Source organism: Amycolatopsis sp. H20-H5, from assembly GCF_035828755.1.
In the GTDB taxonomy this organism is placed as follows: Bacteria; Actinomycetota; Actinomycetes; order Mycobacteriales; family Pseudonocardiaceae; genus Amycolatopsis.
Genome location: NZ_JAYMZS010000012.1, coordinates 41,433 through 62,779, shown reverse-complemented (window position 1 = coordinate 62,779; position 21,347 = coordinate 41,433). Strand labels below are relative to the sequence as shown.

Annotated in this window: 11 protein-coding genes and 1 pseudogene; 1 reads left to right on the top strand and 11 read right to left on the bottom strand. The window is 68.7% G+C overall.

Annotation, left to right across the window (positions count from 1 at the left end; translation table 11 throughout):
• Positions 1–10: 10 nt before the first annotated feature.
• The 5 genes from QMK34_RS09500 to QMK34_RS09480 form a co-directional block, all read right to left on the bottom strand.
• Positions 11–1,273, bottom strand: coding sequence for a ketosynthase chain-length factor (locus QMK34_RS09500; protein ID WP_326413396.1), 1,263 nt, complete (start codon positions 1,271–1,273; stop codon positions 11–13).
• A gap of 5 nt (positions 1,274–1,278) precedes the next feature.
• A complete protein-coding gene (locus QMK34_RS09495; protein WP_326413329.1) occupies positions 1,279–2,574 on the bottom strand; it encodes a beta-ketoacyl-[acyl-carrier-protein] synthase family protein in 1,296 nt (431 codons plus the stop codon).
• Entirely contained in the window at positions 2,547–2,873 is a 327-nt protein-coding gene (locus QMK34_RS09490) for a TcmI family type II polyketide cyclase (RefSeq protein ID WP_326413328.1), read from the bottom strand. Before QMK34_RS09490 ends, QMK34_RS09495 begins: the two co-directional genes overlap by 28 nt.
• 23 nt (positions 2,874–2,896) lie before the next feature.
• Positions 2,897–4,354 (bottom strand): FAD-dependent monooxygenase, encoded by a 1,458-nt coding sequence (locus tag QMK34_RS09485; RefSeq protein ID WP_326413327.1) that lies wholly within the window; start codon positions 4,352–4,354, stop codon positions 2,897–2,899.
• A gap of 780 nt (positions 4,355–5,134) precedes the next feature.
• Positions 5,135–5,539 (bottom strand): SsgA family sporulation/cell division regulator, encoded by a 405-nt coding sequence (locus QMK34_RS09480; RefSeq protein WP_326413326.1) that lies wholly within the window; start codon positions 5,537–5,539, stop codon positions 5,135–5,137.
• 452 nt (positions 5,540–5,991) lie between these two features.
• On the opposite strand from QMK34_RS09480, the pseudogene QMK34_RS09475 reads away from it, so the two are divergent.
• Positions 5,992–6,183: pseudogene (locus tag QMK34_RS09475) on the top strand (histone-like nucleoid-structuring protein Lsr2); the annotation flags it as partial.
• A 327-nt stretch (positions 6,184–6,510) separates the two neighbouring features.
• On the opposite strand, the gene QMK34_RS09470 reads toward QMK34_RS09475, so the two are convergent.
• From QMK34_RS09470 to QMK34_RS09445, 6 genes are all read right to left on the bottom strand, one after another.
• Complete coding sequence (locus QMK34_RS09470) at positions 6,511–7,680, bottom strand: glycosyltransferase (RefSeq protein ID WP_326413325.1); 1,170 nt, start codon at positions 7,678–7,680, stop codon at positions 6,511–6,513.
• Positions 7,680–8,519, bottom strand: coding sequence for an alpha/beta fold hydrolase (locus QMK34_RS09465; protein ID WP_442785122.1), 840 nt, complete (start codon positions 8,517–8,519; stop codon positions 7,680–7,682). The genes QMK34_RS09470 and QMK34_RS09465 overlap by 1 nt, the downstream gene beginning before the upstream one ends.
• Complete coding sequence (locus QMK34_RS09460; RefSeq protein WP_326413324.1) at positions 8,483–8,788, bottom strand: acyl carrier protein; 306 nt, start codon at positions 8,786–8,788, stop codon at positions 8,483–8,485. The genes QMK34_RS09465 and QMK34_RS09460 overlap by 37 nt, the downstream gene beginning before the upstream one ends.
• Positions 8,785–13,101, bottom strand: coding sequence for a beta-ketoacyl synthase N-terminal-like domain-containing protein (locus QMK34_RS09455; protein WP_326413323.1), 4,317 nt, complete (start codon positions 13,099–13,101; stop codon positions 8,785–8,787). The genes QMK34_RS09460 and QMK34_RS09455 overlap by 4 nt, the downstream gene beginning before the upstream one ends.
• A gap of 5 nt (positions 13,102–13,106) precedes the next feature.
• Complete coding sequence (locus tag QMK34_RS09450; RefSeq protein WP_326413322.1) at positions 13,107–19,904, bottom strand: SDR family NAD(P)-dependent oxidoreductase; 6,798 nt, start codon at positions 19,902–19,904, stop codon at positions 13,107–13,109.
• A gap of 198 nt (positions 19,905–20,102) precedes the next feature.
• Positions 20,103–21,341, bottom strand: coding sequence for a cation:proton antiporter domain-containing protein (locus tag QMK34_RS09445; RefSeq protein ID WP_326413321.1), 1,239 nt, complete (start codon positions 21,339–21,341; stop codon positions 20,103–20,105).
• Positions 21,342–21,347: the final 6 nt, after the last annotated feature.

The following is a 21,347-nucleotide window of genomic DNA, read 5'->3' as shown; positions in this document are numbered from 1 at the left end:
GGTGAGGTCGCTATTCGGTTTCGCTGTGCATAGTGCGGATGAGCATGGCGGAGTTGAACCCCCCGTACCCCCTGGCGAGCACTAGGGCTGATCGCAGCGGTCCGGGGCGCGCGGTGGTGACCAGATCGAGGTCGTACTCTGCGGCCGGCCGGACGTTCGTGGTCGGCGGGATTGCGCCGTGTCGTAAAGCCAGGAACGCGGTGGCGAGGTCGAGCGCGGCGGCACCGGAGTTCAGCCGGCCGGTCATTGTCTTGGGAGCGGTCACCGGAACCCCGCGCGGCCCGAACACCTCACGGATCACCCTGGCCTCCTCCCGATCGAGCTCCGGCAGTGCTGCCGCGTCCGCGAACACGACATCAACCTCCCCTGGCGACACGCCGGCGTCGGCCAGCGCGAGCTCGGCAGCCTGGCGCAGACGTGGTTCGCCGTTACTGTCCGGTGCCGGATCGAAGGTTGACGCGTACCCGGCTATTTCGCCGTAGACCTCGGCACCCCGGGCCCGCGCGTGCTCGAGGCTTTCCATGATCAGCAAGGCGCCGCCCTCACCGGACACCTGGCCGGCCGCCGCCGCGTCGAACGGCAGGTATGCCCGTCGCGGGTCGTCGCAGGTGCTCAGCCGGCCGCTCGCCAGCTGAGCGGCCCAACCCCAGGAACAGATCGACGCATCCATCCCGCCGGAGACCACCAGGGCGGTGCCCTTCCGGATCTGACGGCGTGCCTGGGCGACGGCGTCCAGCCCGCCCGCCTGGTCGCTCACGATGACGCCGCTAGGGCCGCGCATCCCGTGCCGGATCGAGATCTGCCCGCTGTTGACGGCGTAGAACCAGGCGAAGGACTGGTAGGCACTGACGTACTTGCCACCGCGCGACCACAGGTTGCGCAGCTCGTTCTGCCCGAACTCGAACCCGCCGGACGAGCTCGCCGTGACCACGCCCATGCTGTAGCTGGGCAGTTCATCGGGCCGCACCGCGGCATCCGCCAGCGCCTCGTCGGCCGCCATCAGTGCGAGCTGGGTCATGCGGTCGGTCTGCGGGAGGAGCCTCTCAGGCAAGTGCTTGGCCGGATCGAACCCGGCAATCTGCCCGGCCAGCCGCGCCGGGTAGCGGGTCGGGTCGAACCGCGTGATCCGGCCGATTCCGGTGACTCCACTCCTGGTCGCCGCCCAGTGAGAGGCTGAGCCGATCCCGGTGGGCGCCGCGACGCCCAGCCCGGTCACCACGACCGGCTCGGCGGCCGGCCGGCTCGGCAGGACCGCGGCCTGCTGGTTCACGATCGCAGTCACGCCGCCTCCCCCTGCGGACGTGCCAGCACAATCGCGCTCTGGAACCCGCCGAATCCGCTGCCGACCGAGAGCACTGTGTCGGTCCGGTGCTCTCGCGCGATCCGCGGAACGTAGTCCAGATCGCACTCGGGATCGGGGGTGTTCAGGTTCGCGGTCGGCGGAACGACGTTCTCCTGGATCGCGAGGATCGACGCGGCGATCTCGATCGAGCCAATCGCACCAAGGGAGTGACCGACCATCGACTTCACCGAGCTGATCGGCGTCCGGCGGGCGTGCTCACCGAGACTCAGCTTGAACGCGGCCGTCTCGTGCCGGTCGTTCTGCTTGGTACCCGAGCCGTGCGCGTTAACGTAGTCAATCGCCTCGGGCGGCAGGCGAGCCTCGTTCAGCGCGACCCGGATGGCCTCCGCCATCTCCTTGCCGTCGGGACGCAGGCCGGTCATGTGATAGGCGTTGCACCGAGACGCGAACCCTGAGATCTCGGCGTAGACCTTCGCACCGCGTCGCCGCGCGTTCTCGAACTCTTCGAGGACGAACATCGCCGAGCCTTCGCCGAGCACAAACCCGTTGCGCGTCCGGTCGAACGGACGTGAGGCGTGCTCGGGGTCGTCGTTGCGGGGCGTGGTGGCCTTGATCGCGTCGAAGCACGCCACCGTGATGGGACTGATCGGCGCTTCGGTGGCTCCCGCCACCATCACGTCCACGCTGCCCTCGCGAATCAGCTCGGTCGCGTGTCCGACCGCGTCGAGCCCAGAGGTGCAACCGGTCGACACGACCGCCACCGGACCACAGGCTCCAACCGTCCAGGCGACTTCCGCCGCGAACGAACTCGGAACGAAATAGTTGTACAGGTGACGCACGGCGTACTCGTGGTCGACGAGTTCCAGCCGGCCACCGTCGGAGACCGCGCGATACTCCTGGTCGAGCCCCATAGTGGCACCGACGGCACTACCGACGGTCACGCCGACCCGCTGTGGCGGCAGGTCGGCGAAAACCAGACCGCTGTCGGCGGCGGCTTCGCGCGCCGACACCACAGCCAACTGCGCGGCCCTGTCCATTCGCCGGATCTCCTGCGGTCCCAGACCGGCGAGCTCGGGGTCAAAGTCGATCTCCGCGGCCACCTGGGACCTGAACGGTGACGCGTCGAAGAAACTGATTCGCCGGGTCGCGGTGCGGCCCTCCGAGAGAAGACCCCAGAAGTCCTTTTTTCCGATCCCGCCCGGCGCGGTGACGCCGAGCCCCGTGATGACGACCCGCCGCCTTGTCACTGTGCGCTCCAGCGATAGAAGCATTCGGCCATGGCATCCTTGGGAGAGCGCCACGTCTCCGGATCGTAGGCGGTGATGTGGGGCAGGAGATCTTCACTGATCCGAACGAAGCGAGGATCGGTTTTGGCGGCCTCGATCCGCTCGCCGCCTTCGTCTGAGTCGAAGTCCTGCACGTGGAAGTACAGGCCTCGATAGCTGAACAACTGCCGCCGCCGAGTGCCCATGCGATGGGGCATGTCACCGGCGTCGAAGGCACCAAAGGCCTCGGCGACGTTTTGGTCCGCGCCCGGGTTCAGCCGGGCGACGATCAGAGTGCTGTGCATCGTATCTCTCCTTCTCCTTTCCGCTAAAGCTTCGCCGGGCCGAACCAGCGTTCCAGGGCCATCGGCAAGTCCCCGTGCGTTCCCGGCGCCGCCCAAGCGACATAACCATCCGGGCGAAGCAGAACCGCGGTAGTAGTGATGGTGGTCGGCAGCGGTCCCTTCGCCAGGCGCGCGGTCACGACATCGATCCGATCGATCCACGCTGCCGCCCGGTCGTGGAGCACCGGGTTACCGGCAAGGTCCAGCAGGACACCGCGCCCGGGGTGCAGCAGTTCGGCGGTGGATACCCCGCGGCCGTTCCGATCCAGGTCCATCCGAGGCAGGCGCCGTCCCAGGAGCGGGTGGCTGCCGCCACCGACGTCGTACCGAATCTCCAGGCCACTCACCATCCCGGCCAGGTGCCGGGCGACATCCGGGAATCCGCTGAGCTCCGCTACCAGCTCGCGCAGGGGTTGCATGTCCTCGCCATTGAGGAAGAGCAGCCCTTGCGCCCGGGTGTTCATCAGCAACCGCGCCCCGACCCGGTGCCGTTCGTCGTGGTAACTGTCCAGCAGGCCGACCGGCGCCGAGCCGCGTACTACCGCGGCCAGTTTCCAGCCGAGGTTCACCGAATCCTGGATGCTCACGTTCATGCCCTGCCCGCCGGCGGGCAGGTGGATGTGCGCCGCGTCGCCGACGAGCAAGATCCGGCCACGGCGGTACTCCGTAACCTGGCGGGTGGCATCGCCGAACGCGCTCGTCCAAACCGGCTCGGCATGTGAGATGTCAATCCCGGTGATGCGCTTCCAGGCGTCGGCCACTTCGTGGAACGGCGGCGCTTCGGTCCGGCGCCGCGGCGGCGCGTCCCGCTCGCAGACAATGATGCGAGTGATCCCGCCAGGCAACGGTCCGACCATCACCATCCCGCCCGGCAAGGTCTCACCGATCATCCGGGGCTCCAAGTCAACGCCCCGCAAGTCGGCCAGGAACATTTCCCGGGATGCAGCCGTACCCGGAAAGTCGAACCCCGCCAGCTTGCGCACGGTACTTCGGCCGCCGTCACAACCCACCAGCCAATCGGCTCGCAGGACATAAGTACTCGATGGACCACGCACAGTGATTTCCACACCATCGCCGAGGTCTCGAACATCCACCAGTTCGTGCCCCCGGCGAATGTCAGCTCCGAGCTCACCGACCCAGCCCTCGAGCACGGATTCAGTCACCGACTGCGGAATGGTCTTGGCGGCTTGGTGCGCACCGTCGAGCAGGCCGAAATCGACGGGAACTCCGCCGAAATGACCTTGGGCACTGGTTTCGATCTCACCGAAACGGCTCAGCAGCCCGCGTTGGTCGAATACTTCCATGCTCCTGGCCGTGAAGCCGAGCCCCCGCGACTCACCGGTGCGCTGGGGCAGGCGTTCGAGCACGATGACATCGACTCCGGTCAGGCGCAGTTCGCCTGCCAGCATGAGGCCCGCCGGACCCCCACCGGCGACGACCACAGGCGCGTCCATGTTCTCTCCTCGGTCCGATGACACGTAACAGTGATGCGCGGAATCTGGTGCGCAGACGGCTTTTGGCAGCACCTGCACAGTTCCAAGTTCTCAATCAGAGTGGACCGCTACTCACCATCAGTCAAGGAAAAAACAGCTTGCCGACCTGCGCAATAAAACGAACTTCTTCATGCAGATAACCAACTATCGATTTACCAGATCCGAAATAGTTGCACTACCGTCAGAGGCAAGGAATTGCAAGATGTTCTCGTGTGACCCTAAAAACATCAGTAAAGAACCTTTACTTGACGACTCGATTAACATGATCAGGAATACAAATAATATGACCTATGCCACAATTGCAATTTGCGGAACTGTGGCATAGGTCATATTAGACCGAGGGTTGACGAAGCGCCGGCGGCGGGGTGTCATGTTGTCGTGCATGACACCATGACCGCACTGAACAGGCCGGGCTGTCCAGTCACCTTAACCCGCTTTCAAGTTGGCGGCAGTGCGGACGCCTCTCATTAAGATCTGACGGAGTGCACCACCCTTCAACTTCTCGGCGTCACAGCCGGACCAACGACCGTACTGATGACAAAGGTTCCGAACTCGACAATCATTGGAGTGTAACCAGCCAGGCGCCGATCGTCGCCTCTCACGAGAGGAGTAAAACGATCAGCATTAGCTCGCGCGCAAGCCTCGACTCTTTTCATTCGCGCCTCCATATTTGCGATAAGTGATCCGTGACCGAACACTCCATCAGACATCGAAGGCGAATTCGATTCGTCACGTCAATTTTGCCACCTCGTGATCCAGGTCGATCCAGCGGCATTCTTCACCTGCGGGTACTAGTGCATGTGTTCGGTAAAGAAAATCGGTGACCACGAACATCTGCCCACGGAGCAACGTAGTTCCACTGCTTCCACCCAGTTCGAAGTTGATCCACCGTCGATCATCTGTCGGAGCGATGCGAACATCACCCCTGCCAGCCTCCGAGCGCATTCCTTCGTCAAGTAGTTCACGACTGAAAAGCCACCGCAAAGGACTGGTCGGACCGCCGATCACCAGGCTTAGCGCAAACGGATCCTTGCTGTTGTAGCTCAGATTGACGAGCGCCCAGCCTTGCGTAGGGAACAATCGCTCGAAGGTCTCCACCATGTAAACAGTGCTGTGCGCAAAAATTGCCAGCACCTCCTTAAATATTCCGCGTGCCCAAGCAACTTCGGCCAGTTCTCCGAACTGTCAACACAACCAGCGTGTCGGCAGTCGCAACACGCTGTCCAGTAGACGTGAAGAAATCTCGAAATTTTCGGATGGATTTCCGCAGGATTCAGTACAGAAGGATCCACCTTCTGCCGTGACACAGAATACCTTCATCAGCGGGGCTTCTTAGCAGCCGCAAACCACAAAGTAATAGGCCGGACAGCTCAGGTAAAACCATCAAATGGGCTACTGAAGGCCAGCTCGTATGCCCACTGGTCACAGAACGTGAGGCCGCTGCAGGGCTCATCTTGATCACGTCAAAAAAATTTGAACGGGCGAGGTTGCGCGTACCCGGAGGCCAGCGGATACTATCGCGCGACACTTCATGCCCGATGAAACTAAATAGCCACCGCTCTGATTCGATGAAGGGCCACTGTTCCATGGCGCGGAAAAACCAGTTTGAGATCGTTGATGATCTTGACGGCAGCGAGGCGACTCAGACCGTGCTGTTCGCACTGGACGGTGTCACATACCAGATCGATCTTTCCGACGGTAACGCCCAGGCACTGCGTCCCGGGTTCGCTCGCTACATCGAGGCCGGACGGCGAACCGGCGGGTGTTTCGCTCGAGTGTGGGACTCGGCTCCCTGGGTGTGGGACTCGCGGAGGAACTGCGCGCCGTGCGGCGAGTCCCACACTCAGGCGTGCGAGTTCCACATTCACGGGGACGAGTCCCACACTCGGACACACGAAAATCACCAAGACCCCCGAAGAACCTCCGAAACCAACCACTAAGACCGCGAGTCGCGGTTTACAACAAAAGGGTCCGTTCCTGGGCAAAGCCAACGGCCATCGCATCTCCGAGCGAGGCCGTATTCCCGATGAAGTCACCGAAGCGTCGCCGACAAGAGCTGGCGAGTTGAGCGCTGTGCAACGGACCTGTCGACGCACTTTCGACGACTAGTGCGCTCGATCCGAAGCGTGACTGCCGTGCAGGGCCCACTGTTCCAGGTACGTCGCCGCGGCGAGGCTCCCGCCAGCGGCGCGGAACGACGCTGAGAGGGTCTCTGCGGCCATGCGGTACGACGGCTCGGTCAGCACCTCGTCGACGGCCGCGCCGATACGGTCCGCGTCCGCGCGGCCGAACCGCAGGCGGACACCCGCGCCCGCCGCGACCACTTGGGCGGCCACGATCGGCTGGTCGTCGCGAATCGGCGCCACCACCAGCGGCAGGCCGTGCCAGAGCGTCTCGCAGACGGTGTTGTGCCCCGCGTGGCACAGGACAGCGTCGACGCGCGCGAGCAGCGGCAGTTGCGGAACGCGCGGGCGCACCAGGACGTTCGGGGGAACAGCCCCGAGCACTCCACCGGGATCGACGAGGATGGCTCGGGCTTCGCGGCCGGCGAACGCGTCCGCAGTGGCCGTCAGGAATACCGCGCCCGCGTCGGTGTTCGCGGTGCCGAGCGAAACGAGCACCGTGGGCCGCGGCGGCTCGAGCCACTCCCACGGGAACTCCGTTGTGGACGGACGGCCGGTGGTGGACGGCCCGACCAGCCGGACGTTCGGGGGCAACACGGCCGCACCGACCAATTCGCGGGTGGTGAAGGCGAGTACACCGAACGGCGAGAACCGGGGGTCCGCCGGGCCGCCGTCGATTCGCGCGCGCAGCCCGTCCAGGAGCCCGGCCACCCAAGCCGCGACCTTCGGCATCCCGGCGAGGGGGTCGACCAGTTCGGCCGACGTCGTCGCGGAGGTCACCCACGGCAGGCCACGGGCGTCGGCGAGCAGGCCGCCGGCGAGGGCCTGCTGGTCGGCGACGACCACGTGCGGCCGGAACGCGTCGATCGCCGAGGCGGCGCCGGGCGCCATCGCCTCGGCCAGTGGGACGAGGAAGTCCTGCCAGAGGAACCGCAGCGCGGCTGGCCCCTTCAGCTCGGGCGGCCGCTGCGGCGCGTCCGGCGGCAGGGCGCAGGAAAACACGAGCGCGTCCGGGCCCGCCAGGTGCCATAGCAGCTCGTCGTGCCCGGCCCAGGCGATCTCGTGACCGCGCGCCATGAGCTCCGCGGCCACCCCGGCGGCCGGGTTGACGTGCCCGACCAGCGGCGGGACGACGAACAGGAACCGGGCCACTACCGCACCTGGGCGGCGAGACGCGACGTATCGCGGACCCACTCGAAGATCAGCTCGATGGTCTCCGCGGTCCGCTCGACGAGGACAGAGTGCCCTTGGTCAGCCAGCACGACGGTGCGGCAGTCGGCCAAGTGATCGTGCAGATACTGCGCCTGGGGTGCCATGCCTGATTCATCACCGTAGATCGCGAACACCGGACAGCGCAGCGTGGAGAGATCGGTGCTGATGGTGGTACTGCTCAGGATGTCGTCGGCGATCGTGGTCGTCCGCAGGATGCGGTTACCCAACTTGATCAACCGGGCCGTGTGCGCACCGTGGTCTTCCTTGATCTGATCGTAGATTCCATCCCGGCCGAGGGTGTCGTGGGCAACCGCGAAGCCAGTGTCCATGCGTTGTTTCCACTCGGCGGTGGGCGGTTCGGCCTCGATCGCGATGACGCTGGCCACGCGGTCGGGCCGCGCGGCAGCCAGTCCGAAGGCCACCGAGCCGCCGAACGAGTTGCCGATGACGTGCACCGGCCGGGTGATCTCCAGCGTGTCGAGCACCGTGACCAGGTCGTCGATGAACGCTTCGAGACGGTAACCGCTCTCGGGGCGGGTCGTGCGGCCGTGCCCCCGCAGGTCGTACATCAGCACGTCGAGTCCGCGTTCGGCGAACGCCGGTCCCAGGGTGAAGTAGTAGCTGGCGAGGCTGTCGGTGAGCAGGCCATGGACGCACACCACGATCGGCGCGTCGCCGTCGAGCGGCACCTCGGGTGTCAGCCGCTGGACGTGCACGTCCAGCTCACCGGCCCGGATCCGGCTCACGGCCGTGCCCGCAGTGAGGCGACGATGTACCACACGAGCTCCCCGACGGTCAGGGCGATGATCTCATCGAGGTCGCGCTCGGCGATGAACGTCGCGAAGTTGACGCGGTCGCCGTAGTGCTCGCGCAGCTGCCCGGACAGCGCCACCAGGTCGACGCTCTCCAGTTCGAGGTCGTCGTGGAACATCGTGTCCATGGTGATTTCGGCGTCGTCGAGGCCGTACTCTTCGAGCAGCTCGCGCAGCATCGCGCCGAGCCGGGCGAGGACGGCCGCCTCATCTGTAGCCGTAGTCTCGATGCTCATCTCGTAGTCTCCTTCGTCTCCTCGGTCCAGGCCACGACGTACCGGCGCGGCAGTGCGCTCGGCAGGTTCGCGGTCCCGGTGCAGCGGACGTGGTGGTCTCGCCCTGCCACCCGGACGGTCAGCTCGTCAGGGGCGGCCGTGACGACCTCGAAGTCCCGGGGCTCGCCAAGCAGCCCGGTTCCGCGCAGTTTCGCGACGGCTTCCTTCGCGGTCCAGAACCGGGCAAACCAGAGTTCCGGATCACCGTCCTGGGCCTCGAAGAGGGCTCGTTCGGCCGTTCCGAAAGCCGCGTCCACAGTGGACTCAGTGCGGGGCGCGACCTCTTCGACGTCGATGCCGCACAGGCCGAACCGCGCGATCGCCACGCCGATCTCGGCGCGGTGCGCGACGGAGATCGTCAGCGGCGGCAGCTCTCGGCCGTACGCGCCGGTCGCGAGCGGGCGACCAGCGTCGTCGTTGCCGATGCGCAGTTCGGCCGGGAACATCTCGGGTTCGCCGCGAGCCCAGAGGAACTGGCGGACGGCGTCCTTCGCGGCGATCCGGCCGAGCAGCCATTGGCGGCGCCCGCGCGGCGGGCGGGCGCCGTAAACGTCGCGTTCCGGGCCGGCGAGGTAGTTGCGCATGATCAGCTCCCGGGTGGCGAGGTCGGGCCACTGCTCGTGCACCAGGGCCCAGCCCCCAGGCTGTTCCTTCGACAGCGTTGAGCGTTCGGGCGTCCGGTCGGCCTGGCGGATCTCCGGGTTACTGTCGAACCGGCGGTCGCGCCAGCCGGTGAACTCGGCCCAGACCTGTCCCTTGTGGACGAGCTGCATGTCGGCGTCGAGGAACTCGCCGGTCAGGGAGGTGATCTTGACCAGGCATTCCAGCCGCTCCCCCGGCGCCGGGTGCGGACCGTGGAACCGGATCTCACGCATGGCGACCGGAAACACGGTGGTGCGTTCGCGCAGCCGCGCCATGATCCAGTAACCCAGCACCTGGCCGACGTTGTCGAGCAGCGCGCCGGGCGCGGCCGGGGTGGTGAGCACGGCGCGGACGTGGCGTTCGCCGACGGCGGTCAGCTCGGTGACGCCCTGAAAGCACGGGCCGTGGAACATCCAGCGGTCGTCGTACAGTTCGGCCGCCTTGGTCTCGGGCACCTCCTCGGCCGATGCCGGGAAGCGCCAAGGCGCGGGAGCGTCCGCCGGGTAGGCCGCGGCCAACTCGACGACGGCCTGGGAATAGCTGCCGAGCGAGGCGAGCACGCCATCGCCTCGAGGCACGACACGCACCGGCACGGTGACCGCCGGGATCGCGGTGATCCACTGGTTGAACCGGACGTCGTGCACCGCGACGGCGGCCCGGCCCGGCGCGGCCTGCTCGGCGAAACCCATCAGGTGGTCGATCACCGTGGTGGCCGGTACGACGGGCCACCGGTCGCCCGGGTCGGCTTGCGGCGGCTGCTTGAAGAAGCAGTGGTCGAGCAGGTAGGGCATCGCGTCGACGGAGACGGCCAAAGTGGTGTTCAGCTCGACGGGCGGTGGCAGTCGGCGCGGCACCTCGGCCCGGCCACCGAGCACAGTGGACGCCAGGTCCGCGGTGTCCTGGAGCAGTGCGGCGAACTCGGCTCCGAGCGAACCCTTTCCGGCCACGACGTCCACAGTGGATCCCTGGGCGGGCCGCAACCGAGCCCCGACCTGCGCGCGGGTCCGATCGTCGAGGGAGATGACATGGCCGCCGAGGTCGAGCTTGACCGCCTTCCGGAGCGCCGCCCTGGTCTGACCTGGCAGCGCCATGCCGTCGACGGTCGCGCCGTCGGCCCACAGCGCGGTCACGACCCGCAGCAGCTGGGCGAGACCGGGCCGGTGCGGCGAGTGCGCCGCGACGACGAGGTGGTCTTTCCCGTGCAGGGTGTCGCTGATGAGCGAGCCGAGCTGACCGGCCCCGACCTGCACGAACGCCCGGAACCCGGCCGTGTGCAGCGCCTCCGCTAGCAAGCGGAACCGCACCGGCTCCAGAAGGTGCCGCACGAACAGCTCACGGACCTCGGCTTCGGTCGCCGGATACTCCGATACCGTCGTCGCCGACCAGACGGGGAGCCGTGGCTGATGCAAGGTGAACCGCTCGGCGGCCTCGCGAATCGGGCCGAGGTAGGGCCGCAGCATCGGGGTGTGGAAGCCGGAGCGGAACGGCAGGACCTGGGCGACGATCCCGGCTTCCCGGAAATGTGTCACGAGCGCTTCGACGGCCACGGCGGCGCCGCAGATCATCGCCTGGTTCGGCGAGTTGTCGTGGGAGAGCACGACGTCCGCGCGCCCGTTCAGCTCGGCGTGCACCTGGGGCGCGGGCGCGCCGATCACCGCGAAGGCAACGCCCGGCACGACCAGGCTGTCCGGATCGAATCCGGCGAGGAAGGCGTCGATCTCGGCCGGGGCGTACATCCCGGCCGCGGCCATGGCCGTCCATTCGCCGAGGCTGTGACCGGCAAGGGCGTCCGGCACCACGCCCAACCGGCGCAGAGCGGCTTCCAGGAGCCGCCCCAGTTCGAAGACCGCGGCGCCCTGGCGGCCGACGTCGCCGACCGCGGCATCGGAGTGGCTCCACGGCAGGCCGAAGTGGCGGGCTACGTCGCCGCAGTTCAGGCTCAACTCGGCTTCCAACCCGGGGAAGACGAAAGCGAGTTTGCCACCGCCGGGACCGAGCAATGGGCGATCGACGAACCAGACGTCGTTGCGACCGCGCCACGGACGACCGCGACCGACGGCCGTGCGGGCCAGCGCCAGGCGTTTCTCGGTCGGGTCGACGATGCCGAGTCGCACCGGCCCGGTGCCTGCCGGGGCGGTGAGCACCGCGCGATCCGATCCGGAAAGTACCTCCCGCAGCGCCTCGGCGGTCGGTGCCGCGAGCCGCAGCACGCGTTCGGCCTCGTGCACGCGGACCGGGGCGGCGCGGTCCGGCGCCTGCTCGACGACGACGTGGGCGTTGATCCCGCCGAACCCGAACGCGTTGACCCCGGCGCGGCGCACCGGTGCGTCCCACGGCCGGGCGGTGTCCACAGTCGAGAAACGGGTCTTCTCCAATGCGGGGTGCGGGTCGTCGCAGTGCAACGTCGGCAGCAGCACGCCGTGGTAGACCGCCAGCGCGGCCTTGACCAGCCCGGCCACACCGGCCGCGGGCATCGTGTGCCCGATCATCGACTTCACCGAGCCGAGCACCGCGCTGCCCTCCTGGCCGAACACTTCGGCGAGGGTGGCGAGCTCGGCGGCGTCCCCGGCTGGGGTCGCGGTGCCGTGCGCTTCGAGCAGGCCGAGCGAGTCCGGGGCGGCCGGATCCAGGCCCGCCGCGGCCCACGCCTGGCGGACGGCCCGGACCTGGCCGCCGGAGTCCGGGCTGGCCAGGCTGGCGGTCCGCCCGTCGGAGGCGACGCCGGTGCCGGTGACCACCGCGTAGACGCGGTCGCCGTCCCGCTGGGCGTCGGCGAGCCGTTTGAGCACGACGACGCCGGTGCCCTCGCCGATCAGGACGCCGTCGGCGTCGCGGTGGAACGGCCGGATGCGCTCGGACGGCGACAGCGCCCCGAGCTGGGTGAACACACTCCAGAACGTGATGTCGTGGCAGTGGTGCACTCCCCCGGCGAGCACGACGTCGCACCGGCCCGAGTCCAGTTCCCGCACGGCGTGGTCGACCGCGATCAGCGACGACGCGCACGCGGCGTCCACTGTGTACGCTGGGCCACGCAGATCAAGGCGGTTGGCCAGCCGGGACGCGGCCAGGTTGGGGACGAGCCCGATGGCGGACTCAGGTGCCTCGGGACCGAGCTGGTCGGTGAAGGCCTGCCGCACGGCTTCGAGGCGCGCGAAGTCCAGTTCCGGCATAAGTTCGCCGAGAGTACGCACGAGCTGGGTCGCGGTGCGGACGCGCTGGTCGAGCCGGACCAGGCCCGGCGTGAGATAGCCGCCGCGACCGAGGATGACGCCGACCCGGGCGCGGTCGGCGGGCAGCCGGTCCGGGCCGCCCGCGTCGGCGAGTGCCTTGGCCGCGACGTGCAGCGCGATCAGCTGATCAGGTTCGGTGGCGGGCACTGAGTTCGGCATGATCCCGAACCCGGTGACGTCCACCTCGGCCAGGTCGTCGACGAACCCGCCGCGTCGGCAGTAGATCCGGTCGGCGCGCCGTTCGGCGTCCGGTGCGTAGTGCGCGCCGTCCCACTTCCCCGGTGGCACCTCGGAGATCGCGTCGACGCCGCCGACGAGGTTGCGCCAGTACGTGTCCAGGTCCGGCGCGGCGGGCAGGAGCACCGACATCCCGACGATCGCGACAGGTCCAGGCGACGACACCGGCGTCACCAGCCCGAAGCAGTGTAGATGACGGCGTGGGTGTCCAGGCGGCCCCAAGCCAGCTCGCGCAACAGGCCGAGGGTGCCTTCCTCCGGGTCGATGAGCTCGATGCCACGGCGGGCATAGTCGCGCATCAGTTCGGGGGTGACCATGCCGTCGTTGGTCCCGGTGGGTGCCCAGGGTCCCCAGTGGACAGTCACCGCGCGCCCGGCGGGCCAGCGGCGGCCAAGGGATTCGAGGGCGTCGTTGGCGGCGGCGTAGTCGGACTGGCCGCGGTTGCCGAGGGCCGCGGCGATGCTGCCGAACAGTACGACGAACTTCGGCTCGTCGGGCAGGTCGGCGGTAGCTTCCAGCAGCGTCCGCGCACCATCCACTTTGGTCCCATAGACGCGGGCGAACGACTCCGGCGTTTTTTCGGCGACGAGCTTGTCCTCGATGACACCGGCCGCGTACACGATGCCGTCGAGCCTGCCGTGCTCGGCGTAGATCTCCTTGACCGCGCGGTGCACGGCCTCGGCGTCGAGCATGTCGACCGACTGATAGCGCACCGGGCTGCCGAGCTTTTCGAGCCGTTCCAGCGTCCCGCGGACTTCGCGTTCGCCAAGGACGCGGCGCACGGCGCGCTCGATCTCGGCGGGGCGCTTCAGCCCGCTCGCAATCAATGCGGCACGGAGGTCCTTGGCGTCTTTCGCCTGCGGGTGATCGTCCTCTGTGGACGGTACGAGCGTCCGGCCGACGAGTTCGAGGCGGCAATGGGACGCGGCGGCGAGCGTCGCGGCGAACCGGGCGGTGATGCCCTTGGCCCCGCCGACGAGCAGAACGACCGAGTCGCGGTCCAGCCCGGCCGCGGTGGCCTCGGCGGTGCCGTCCCCCGCCGGACCCGCGCCGCTGCTGCCGAGCAGCCCCAGACCCTGTTCCGTCAGCCGGAGGCCGCGTCGCTTCCCTCCGTCCCGGAGCACGACGGGCTCGCGGTCCACAGTGGACAACTCGGCGACCAGCGCGGCCGCTTGGGCGGCGACCGCGGCGCCCGGTGGATGCTCGACGACCCTGGCGATCATGTCGGGATACTCGCGGGAGACGCTGCGGTAGAAGCCGCGGAGTCCTTCGCCGGGGCCCGCGGTCAGCAGCCAGGTCGGGTTGCCGGCGAGGGCGTCGCGGTAGCGGGGGAAGGCGGCGGGCAGCGGCGAGTCGTCGTCCGGGAAGTCGAGCATGCCGTCGAACCCGGCTCGGACGTCATCGGCGATCTCGGCGATCGCGCCCAGTTCGGTCAGGAGGGTCTGGACGGCGTCGGCCAGCGGGCCGGAGCCAAGCAGAAGGAACTTCTGGCCGGTGACATCGGGGGCCACGGCGGGCGAGAGGTCGAACTCGGTCATGACCAGACGTTTCGGCGCGACGATGACGGGCTCGGGCTCCGTCGCTCGCTCGGCTCGCGGCTGTTCGCCGGGCCCGTCGAGCAGCCGGGCCATCGCGGCGGCGGTCGGGGCCTTGGCGAGTGCTTCGACGCCGTCGGCCGGATCGAGGTTCAGGCGCGTGACGAGTTCCCCGGCGATTTCGGCGCGCTTGATCGAGTCGATGCTCAGGTCGGCTTCGAGATCGAGGTCGGGCTCGATCATGTCCGCGGGATAGCCGGTCCGGTCCCCGATCACGTCGATGATGATCTCGAGCACCGACCGGTCCGGGGCCGTCGGTGCGTCAGACGCGACTAAGGCCGCCTTCGGGCGTTGGGCCTCGATCAGCTCGGCGATGGTGGCCGCCGTCTGGGCTCTGGCGAACACCTCCACGTCTGCACTGGCCGGAAGTCCCAGCCGGGTCGCCAGTTCCCCCGCGATCTCGGCACGCTTGATCGAATCCACACTCAGATCGGCCTCGAGATCCAGCTCCGGCTCGATCATGTCGACTGGATATCCGGTCCGCTCGCCAATCACCTCGATGACCATGTCCAGCACGGGCCGCTCGGACACCAGCACAGGGGCCACGACGGGAACGGGAATCGGCGCCGGGATCGCCTTGACGAGCGGAGCCGCCGTCGCCGGTGCCTCCGTGCCGAAGTAGCCCAGCAGTACGTCTCGCTGGGCCGCGATCATTTCGCGGCTCGTGTGCAGAAAGTCCGCCACCATCGCGTCCGGAGTGGCCGTCGCCGGTGAAGCAAGCACCTGCGGGAGACGTTCCGCGGGGCGGAGAGCGCCCGCCGGGATCGTGCCATCCGCGGTGCGGAGAAGGTGACCGTCCACCGTCCACCCGGGACGCTTCGGCCGCGGGACGGAAGCCGCGTCGACGGCGTCGCGACCGCGGAACAGCCAGCCGGTCTCCACCGCGACACCTGACACCGCCACCTGTGCCAGCGCCGCCAGGAAACCCGGCACACCGCGGCGGCCCCCCTGCTCGAACCCGACCATCCGGTGTGGACGGTCGCCGAGGATCGCCGTGACCTGCTTCGCCAGGATCGTGCCTGGACCGGCCTCGACGAACACGCGCGCGCCCGCGGCGTACATCGCTTCGACCTGCTCAACGAACCGGACCGGCGAACCGATCTGCGCGGCCAGTTCGCCGCGGACGTCGTCCGGATACGGCGCCGCGGTGCGGTTGCCGTACACCGGGACGTTCGGCCGCGCCACGGCGATCGCGGCGAGGGCCCGGCCGAAAGTCTCCCCTGCGGCCGCGACCAGCGGGCTGTGGAACGCGCAGGCCACCATGATCCGCTTCGCGCCGAACCCGGCGGCGCGCAGCAGCCCGACCGCCGTCTCGATGTCGGCGGTCGGCCCGGAGATGACCGTCTGGTCGGGCGAGTTGTGGTTCGCCAGCACGACTGTGCCCAGTCCGGCGATGACCTCGCCGACGTCGGCGGCCGACGCCGAGACCGCGGCCATGGCCCCCGGGTCCGACGACGGGATCGCGTCGAGGATCGCTTCGGCCCGGGCGTGGCTGGCGTGCAGCAGGGCTTCGGGGGTGAGCGCACCGGCCGCGGCCAGCGCGGTCAACTCGCCGTAGCTGTGCCCGCCGACCATCGCCGGCCGCACTCCAGCGCGCGTCAGCAGCCGGAACGCGGCTAGCCCCGCGAGACCGAGCGCAGGCTGCGCGACGCGGGTGTCGGTGACGCGGTCGGCCGCGGCCTGCCGTGCGGGCTCGCCGAACACAGCCGGGCTGAACACGGCGTCCGCGGTGGCAGGGTCGAGCCGCAAGTAGCGCTGCAGTTCGGGGAAGGTGACGAACAGGTCGGCGAACATGCCTGGCCGCTGGCTGCCCTGGCCGGGGAACAGCACCGCGACGGCGCCCGGGTCCTCGGTGTCCGCGCGATACACGCCGGATGCGTCCTGGCCGGACAGCGCCTGGCGCAACAGCCCGGTGAGTTCCTCCACGGTGGACGCGACGACGGCGGTCCGGATCCGCCCGGTGGCTTCAGCACGACGGGAGGCGCTCAGCGCGAGGTCCCGCAGGCGCCAAGACTGTTTCCCGGTGGGAACGTCCTCGGCGAGCGCGAGCAGATCGCGGACCGCCGCGTCCGTGGCGAAGGTGAACAGTTCGGCAGGCCACTCGTCGCCGACCTGGGCGGGCGGCACGCCGTCGTGCGCGCCGAGCACGACGTGGAAGTTGGTGCCCCCGAAGCCGAACGCGCTGACGCCGGCGATCCGTTCGGAGGGCGGCGCGGCCCACGGCTGCGGCGCCGACTGGAACACGAACGGGCTCCGCTCCGGATCCCACGCGGGGTTCGGCGTTTTCACGTGCAGGGTCGGCGGCTTGACGCCAGTGTGCAGGGCGAGCGCGGTCTTGATCAACCCGGCGAGTCCCGAGGCGCACTTGGTGTGGCCGATCTGAGACTTCACGGAGCCGATCGTGCAGCCGCCCGGCGCCGCCCCTGCCTCGGTGAACACCTTGGTCAGCGTGCCGAGTTCGGTCCGGTCGCCGACGAAGGTCCCGGTGCCGTGCGCCTCGACCAGCCCGACCTGCGCCGGCGAGATGTCGGCGTTCTGGTAGGCGCGGGTCAGCGCGTTCTGCTGGCCTTCGGGCCGGGGCGCCGTCAGGCCGAGCGCCCGCCCGTCCGAAGCCGCGCCGACGCCCTTGATCACGGCGTACACGCGGTCACCGTCGCGTTCGGCGTCGGCAAGCCGCTTCAGCGCGACGCACGCGACACCTTCGCCGAGCGCGATGCCGTCGGCCGCGCTGTCGAACGTCGCTGAGCGCCCAGTCGGGGAAAGGGCGTGCGCCGAAGCGAACAGCAGGTAGTCGTTGATGCCGTTGTGCAGGTCCGCGCCTCCGCACAGGACAAGGTCGCTGGTGCCGGCAGTCAGTTCCTTACAGGCGACGTCGACTGCGGTCAGTGACGACGCGCAGGCCGCGTCGACGGTGTAGTTCGCGCCGCCCAGGTCGAGCCGGTTGGCGATCCGGCCCGCGATCACGTTGGCGAGCACGCCCGGGAACGAGTCTTCGGTGATCCGAGGCAACCGCTCGTCGAGCGCGGGCGGCAGTTCGCTCGTATAGGACGGCAGCACGGTCCGCAGGCTCATAGCGGTGGACAGGTCGCTGCCCGCTTCGGCGCCGAACACGACCGACGTACGCGTCCGGTCGAACGTGCGGTCGGCGTAACCCGCGTCGGCGAGCGCGCGGTGCGCGGCTTCGAGGGCGAGCAGTTGCACCGGCTCGATGCTGGCCAGTGATGACGGCGGGATGCCATAGCTCAGCGGGTCGAAGCCGATCTCGGGCAGGAACCCGCCCCAGCGCGACGGTGTCTTCTCGCCCCGGCCCTCGGGGTCGTAGTAGAGGGACGTGTCCCAGCGCTGCGGCGGCACCTCGGTGACCGCGTCCGCGTTGGCCAGGACGTTCGCCCAGAACGCGGCCAGGTTCGGGGCCTGCGGGAACATGCAGGCCATCCCGACGATCGCGATGGCCAAGGGCTCGGGTGCGGGAGGCTCCGGTTTCGTGGCGCCGAACGCCGCGGCCCGCTCGCGCAGGAAGGCGTTCGCGCCTTCGCCGACAGCGGTGTGCAACTCGGCGATCGTGGTGACGGCTGAGCGCAGCACGGCGACCTCACCCGCCATGAACATGCCTTGGGCAAGCTGCCGGTCCTCGCTGACCTCGCGCAGGCCAGCGCCGACGCGCTCAATGCCCTTACTGGCCAAACGAAGTCTGCCTACGTTGAGGGTTTCCAGCTGCTCCCAGGCGTCACGGCTCGGCACACCCTGCTCAGCGAGGTCCGCCTTGAGCGTCGCGTACTCCGTGGTGAACGGGCTGCGGACGCAGCGGGTGGCATGTCCGGGCGCGGTTTCGAGCAGGTCGGTGTGCCGGGCTTCGAGCAGCTGCCGCTGGAACAGCGGCAGCACGGCCCCGGCGTCGACGGCCTCGTGGGTGAAGAGGTAGGCGGTGCCCATCAGCACGCCGATGGCGGCACCGCGCGCGGCGACTGGCGCGGCGAGGGCGGCGACCATCGCGGCCGAGCGCTCGTCGTGGATCCCGCCCGCGAATAGGATCTGCAGCGCCGTCGCGGCCTCCGGGGTGGTGGTGACGAAGTCGCCGAGGACGCCGAGCTGGGCCTCCCAGAGCGCGAAGCTGGTGCGCGGGCCGACGTGACCGCCGCACTCGGAGCCTTCGAAGACGAACTTGCGGGCACCAGCTTCAAGGAACTGCTTCAGCAGTCCGGGCGAAGGCACGTGCAGGAAGGTGGCGATGCCGACGGCTTCCAGCGCCGCCGCCTGGGCCGGGCGGCCACCGGCGATGATCGCGTGGGTGGGCCGCAGTTCGCGGATCACCTCAAGCTGCGCGGCTTTGACGTCGTCAGGGGCGAAGCCGAGCACGCCGACGCCCCAAGGCGCGCCGCCGACCGCTTCGCGCGTCCGCTCCAAGACTTCGCGGGTTTGCCCAGGGCCGGACAGCGCGAGGGCGATGAACGGCAGCGCCCCGCCCGCGGCAACCTCGGCGGCGAACGCGGCTTGGTCGCTCACGCGGGTCATCGGTCCCTGCACCACCGGCAACGCGGTGCCAAACGCACGGCTGCCCGCAGTGGCCGGGCCGAGCACCGGGATGTCCAGGCGCAGCGCGTCGCCGATGGCGTCGCGGAGACCGCGCACCGCCGCCGTGACCGTGCCCCAGCGCGCCAGGAACCGGGTGGCGAGGAAGACGTCCTGGCCGGCCTCGATTGGGGTGGACGTTGTCCCGCCGCGGCGGGACAACACACGGACGCCGTCGACGAACACGGTTTCCGAGCCGTCCAGGCCGGTGACCGCCGTGGTGAGCGCCGACGGCAGTTCCGACTCCGGCAAAAGGGCGAGCTGAGTGTCGACGACGACGCCGGCGGCACCGCCCGCGACCGCGGCCGCCGCGGTGTGCGGGCCGATCCCGCCCGCGGCCCACACCGGGAGCGCCTGCTCGGCCAGCAACGCTTGGAGAAAAACGAAAGTGCTCAGTTCACCCGCGCGGCCGCCGCTCTCGTGACCACGAGCAATCAGGCCGTGGGCGCCGCCGTCGCTTGCCCGCGCGGCCGACGCGCGACTAGTAACCTCGACTAACACCTGTCGTCCCGGGAAATCCTGCGCCGTGTGCGGCGAGTCTTCGGTCAGGAGGACCGTGTCAGCGGCTTTGGGGAGTTCCGAGCCCGCAGGCAGGCGCTTGACCCGGACTCCGAATGCCGGGATCGCCCATTCCGACAGCAGCATGAGCTCGTCCGCGGCCGCGTCGCCCGTGCCGGTCAGGTCGAGCACGCCGAGCCCACCGCCGCGCGCGGCAGCCGCGACCCCGCGTGCCGATGGCCACGCGAGCGGCGAGACGGCGACGACCGGCACGGCCGGATCGCGGTCGTCTTTCGAAACACGCATGGGAACTCCCGCTTCGCGCTAAAGGTTGATAGGTGGCAATGGGAAGTACTTAATCCGACCCATTGGCGCGAGTCAACAAATCACTTACTAATCATGAGACGTCGTTCGGAAAATTCTGAATCGCCACCGAGCGCAACATGCAGATTTAACGCGCTAGCTACTTGGGAAGCGAAAAACAAAGGAGGGAGCGGGCGGAGATCACGGCACCCGTTCCGCGTCGCCGACTTCCGGGCATTTCGGCAAGCGGGCGCGCGATTTGCCGAGCAAGGCCAGCACGGGGGCGGCAATGAGTGTGGTGACCAGCGTCATCACGACCATGATCGTATAAACGGTGTCCGTGATGATGCCCAGGTTCCGGCCGATGGTCAGTACGACGATCTCCGTCACGCCACGGGTGTTCATCAGTACCCCGAGAGCGGTGCCGTCACGCCAGCTCTCACCGGCCAGCCGGGCCGCGGCCAGCGACCCCCCGAACTTACCCAGCGACGCGACCATGATCGCCGCGAACGCGACAAGCCAGCCTCCCGTGGTCAGCTCCCCCATCCGCGTGGTCAAGCCGACGACGGCGAAGAACAACGGCATGAGCAACGCCGTCACCACAAACTCCAGCCTGCTGCGCACTCCGTCTCGCCACACGTGGCTTCGGGGCATCACGAGGCCGGCGACAAACGCTCCGATGATCGCATGGACGCCGATCTGCGCACTGATCCACGCGCAGAAAGCGGTGATCACCAGCACGGTCCACCAGGGTGGTCGCGCCCACCGTTTCAGCAAGGGCGCCACCACGAACGCCATGACCAGTGCGAATCCGGCCGTCAACAGGGAGGTCCGCACGATGCCCGCCGGTTGTCCGGCCCCGGCCAGCACGGTGGCGACACCGACGAGCAGCCAGGCCATGACGTCGTTGAGTGCGGCGCAGAGCAGACTGATGCGTCCGATACGGGTCTTTTCGAGTCCGACGTCCTGCAGGATGCGCGCGAGCACAGGTAAGGCCGTCACCGCCATGCTGGCGCCCAGGAAGACCGCGAATTCAACGGAGCCGGCGCCGCCGCCGAAAGTCGGATGGATAATCAGCGCGAACGCGAAAGCGAGACCGAACGGCACCACCACCGAGGCGTTGGCGACCAGGAACACCGTGCGGCCACTGCCGCGAAGGCCGGTCAGGTCGACTTCCAGGCCGACGAGCATGACGAACAGGACGAGCCCGAGCTGAGCGATGCTGTTCATCTGCTCGACGACCTGTTCCGGGAAAACGTAACTCTGGACCACGGGTGCGATGAGTCCGAGCAGGCTCGGTCCGAGCAGGATGCCGGCGACGAGTTCACCCAGTACGCGCGGCTGGCGCAGGCGGTTGAACAGCCAGCCCAGCGCCTGGACCCCCAGGATCACCACCGTCACCGCCAGCAGGAGGCGAACATGCCCCGCGGCTTCGGTCACCAGCGC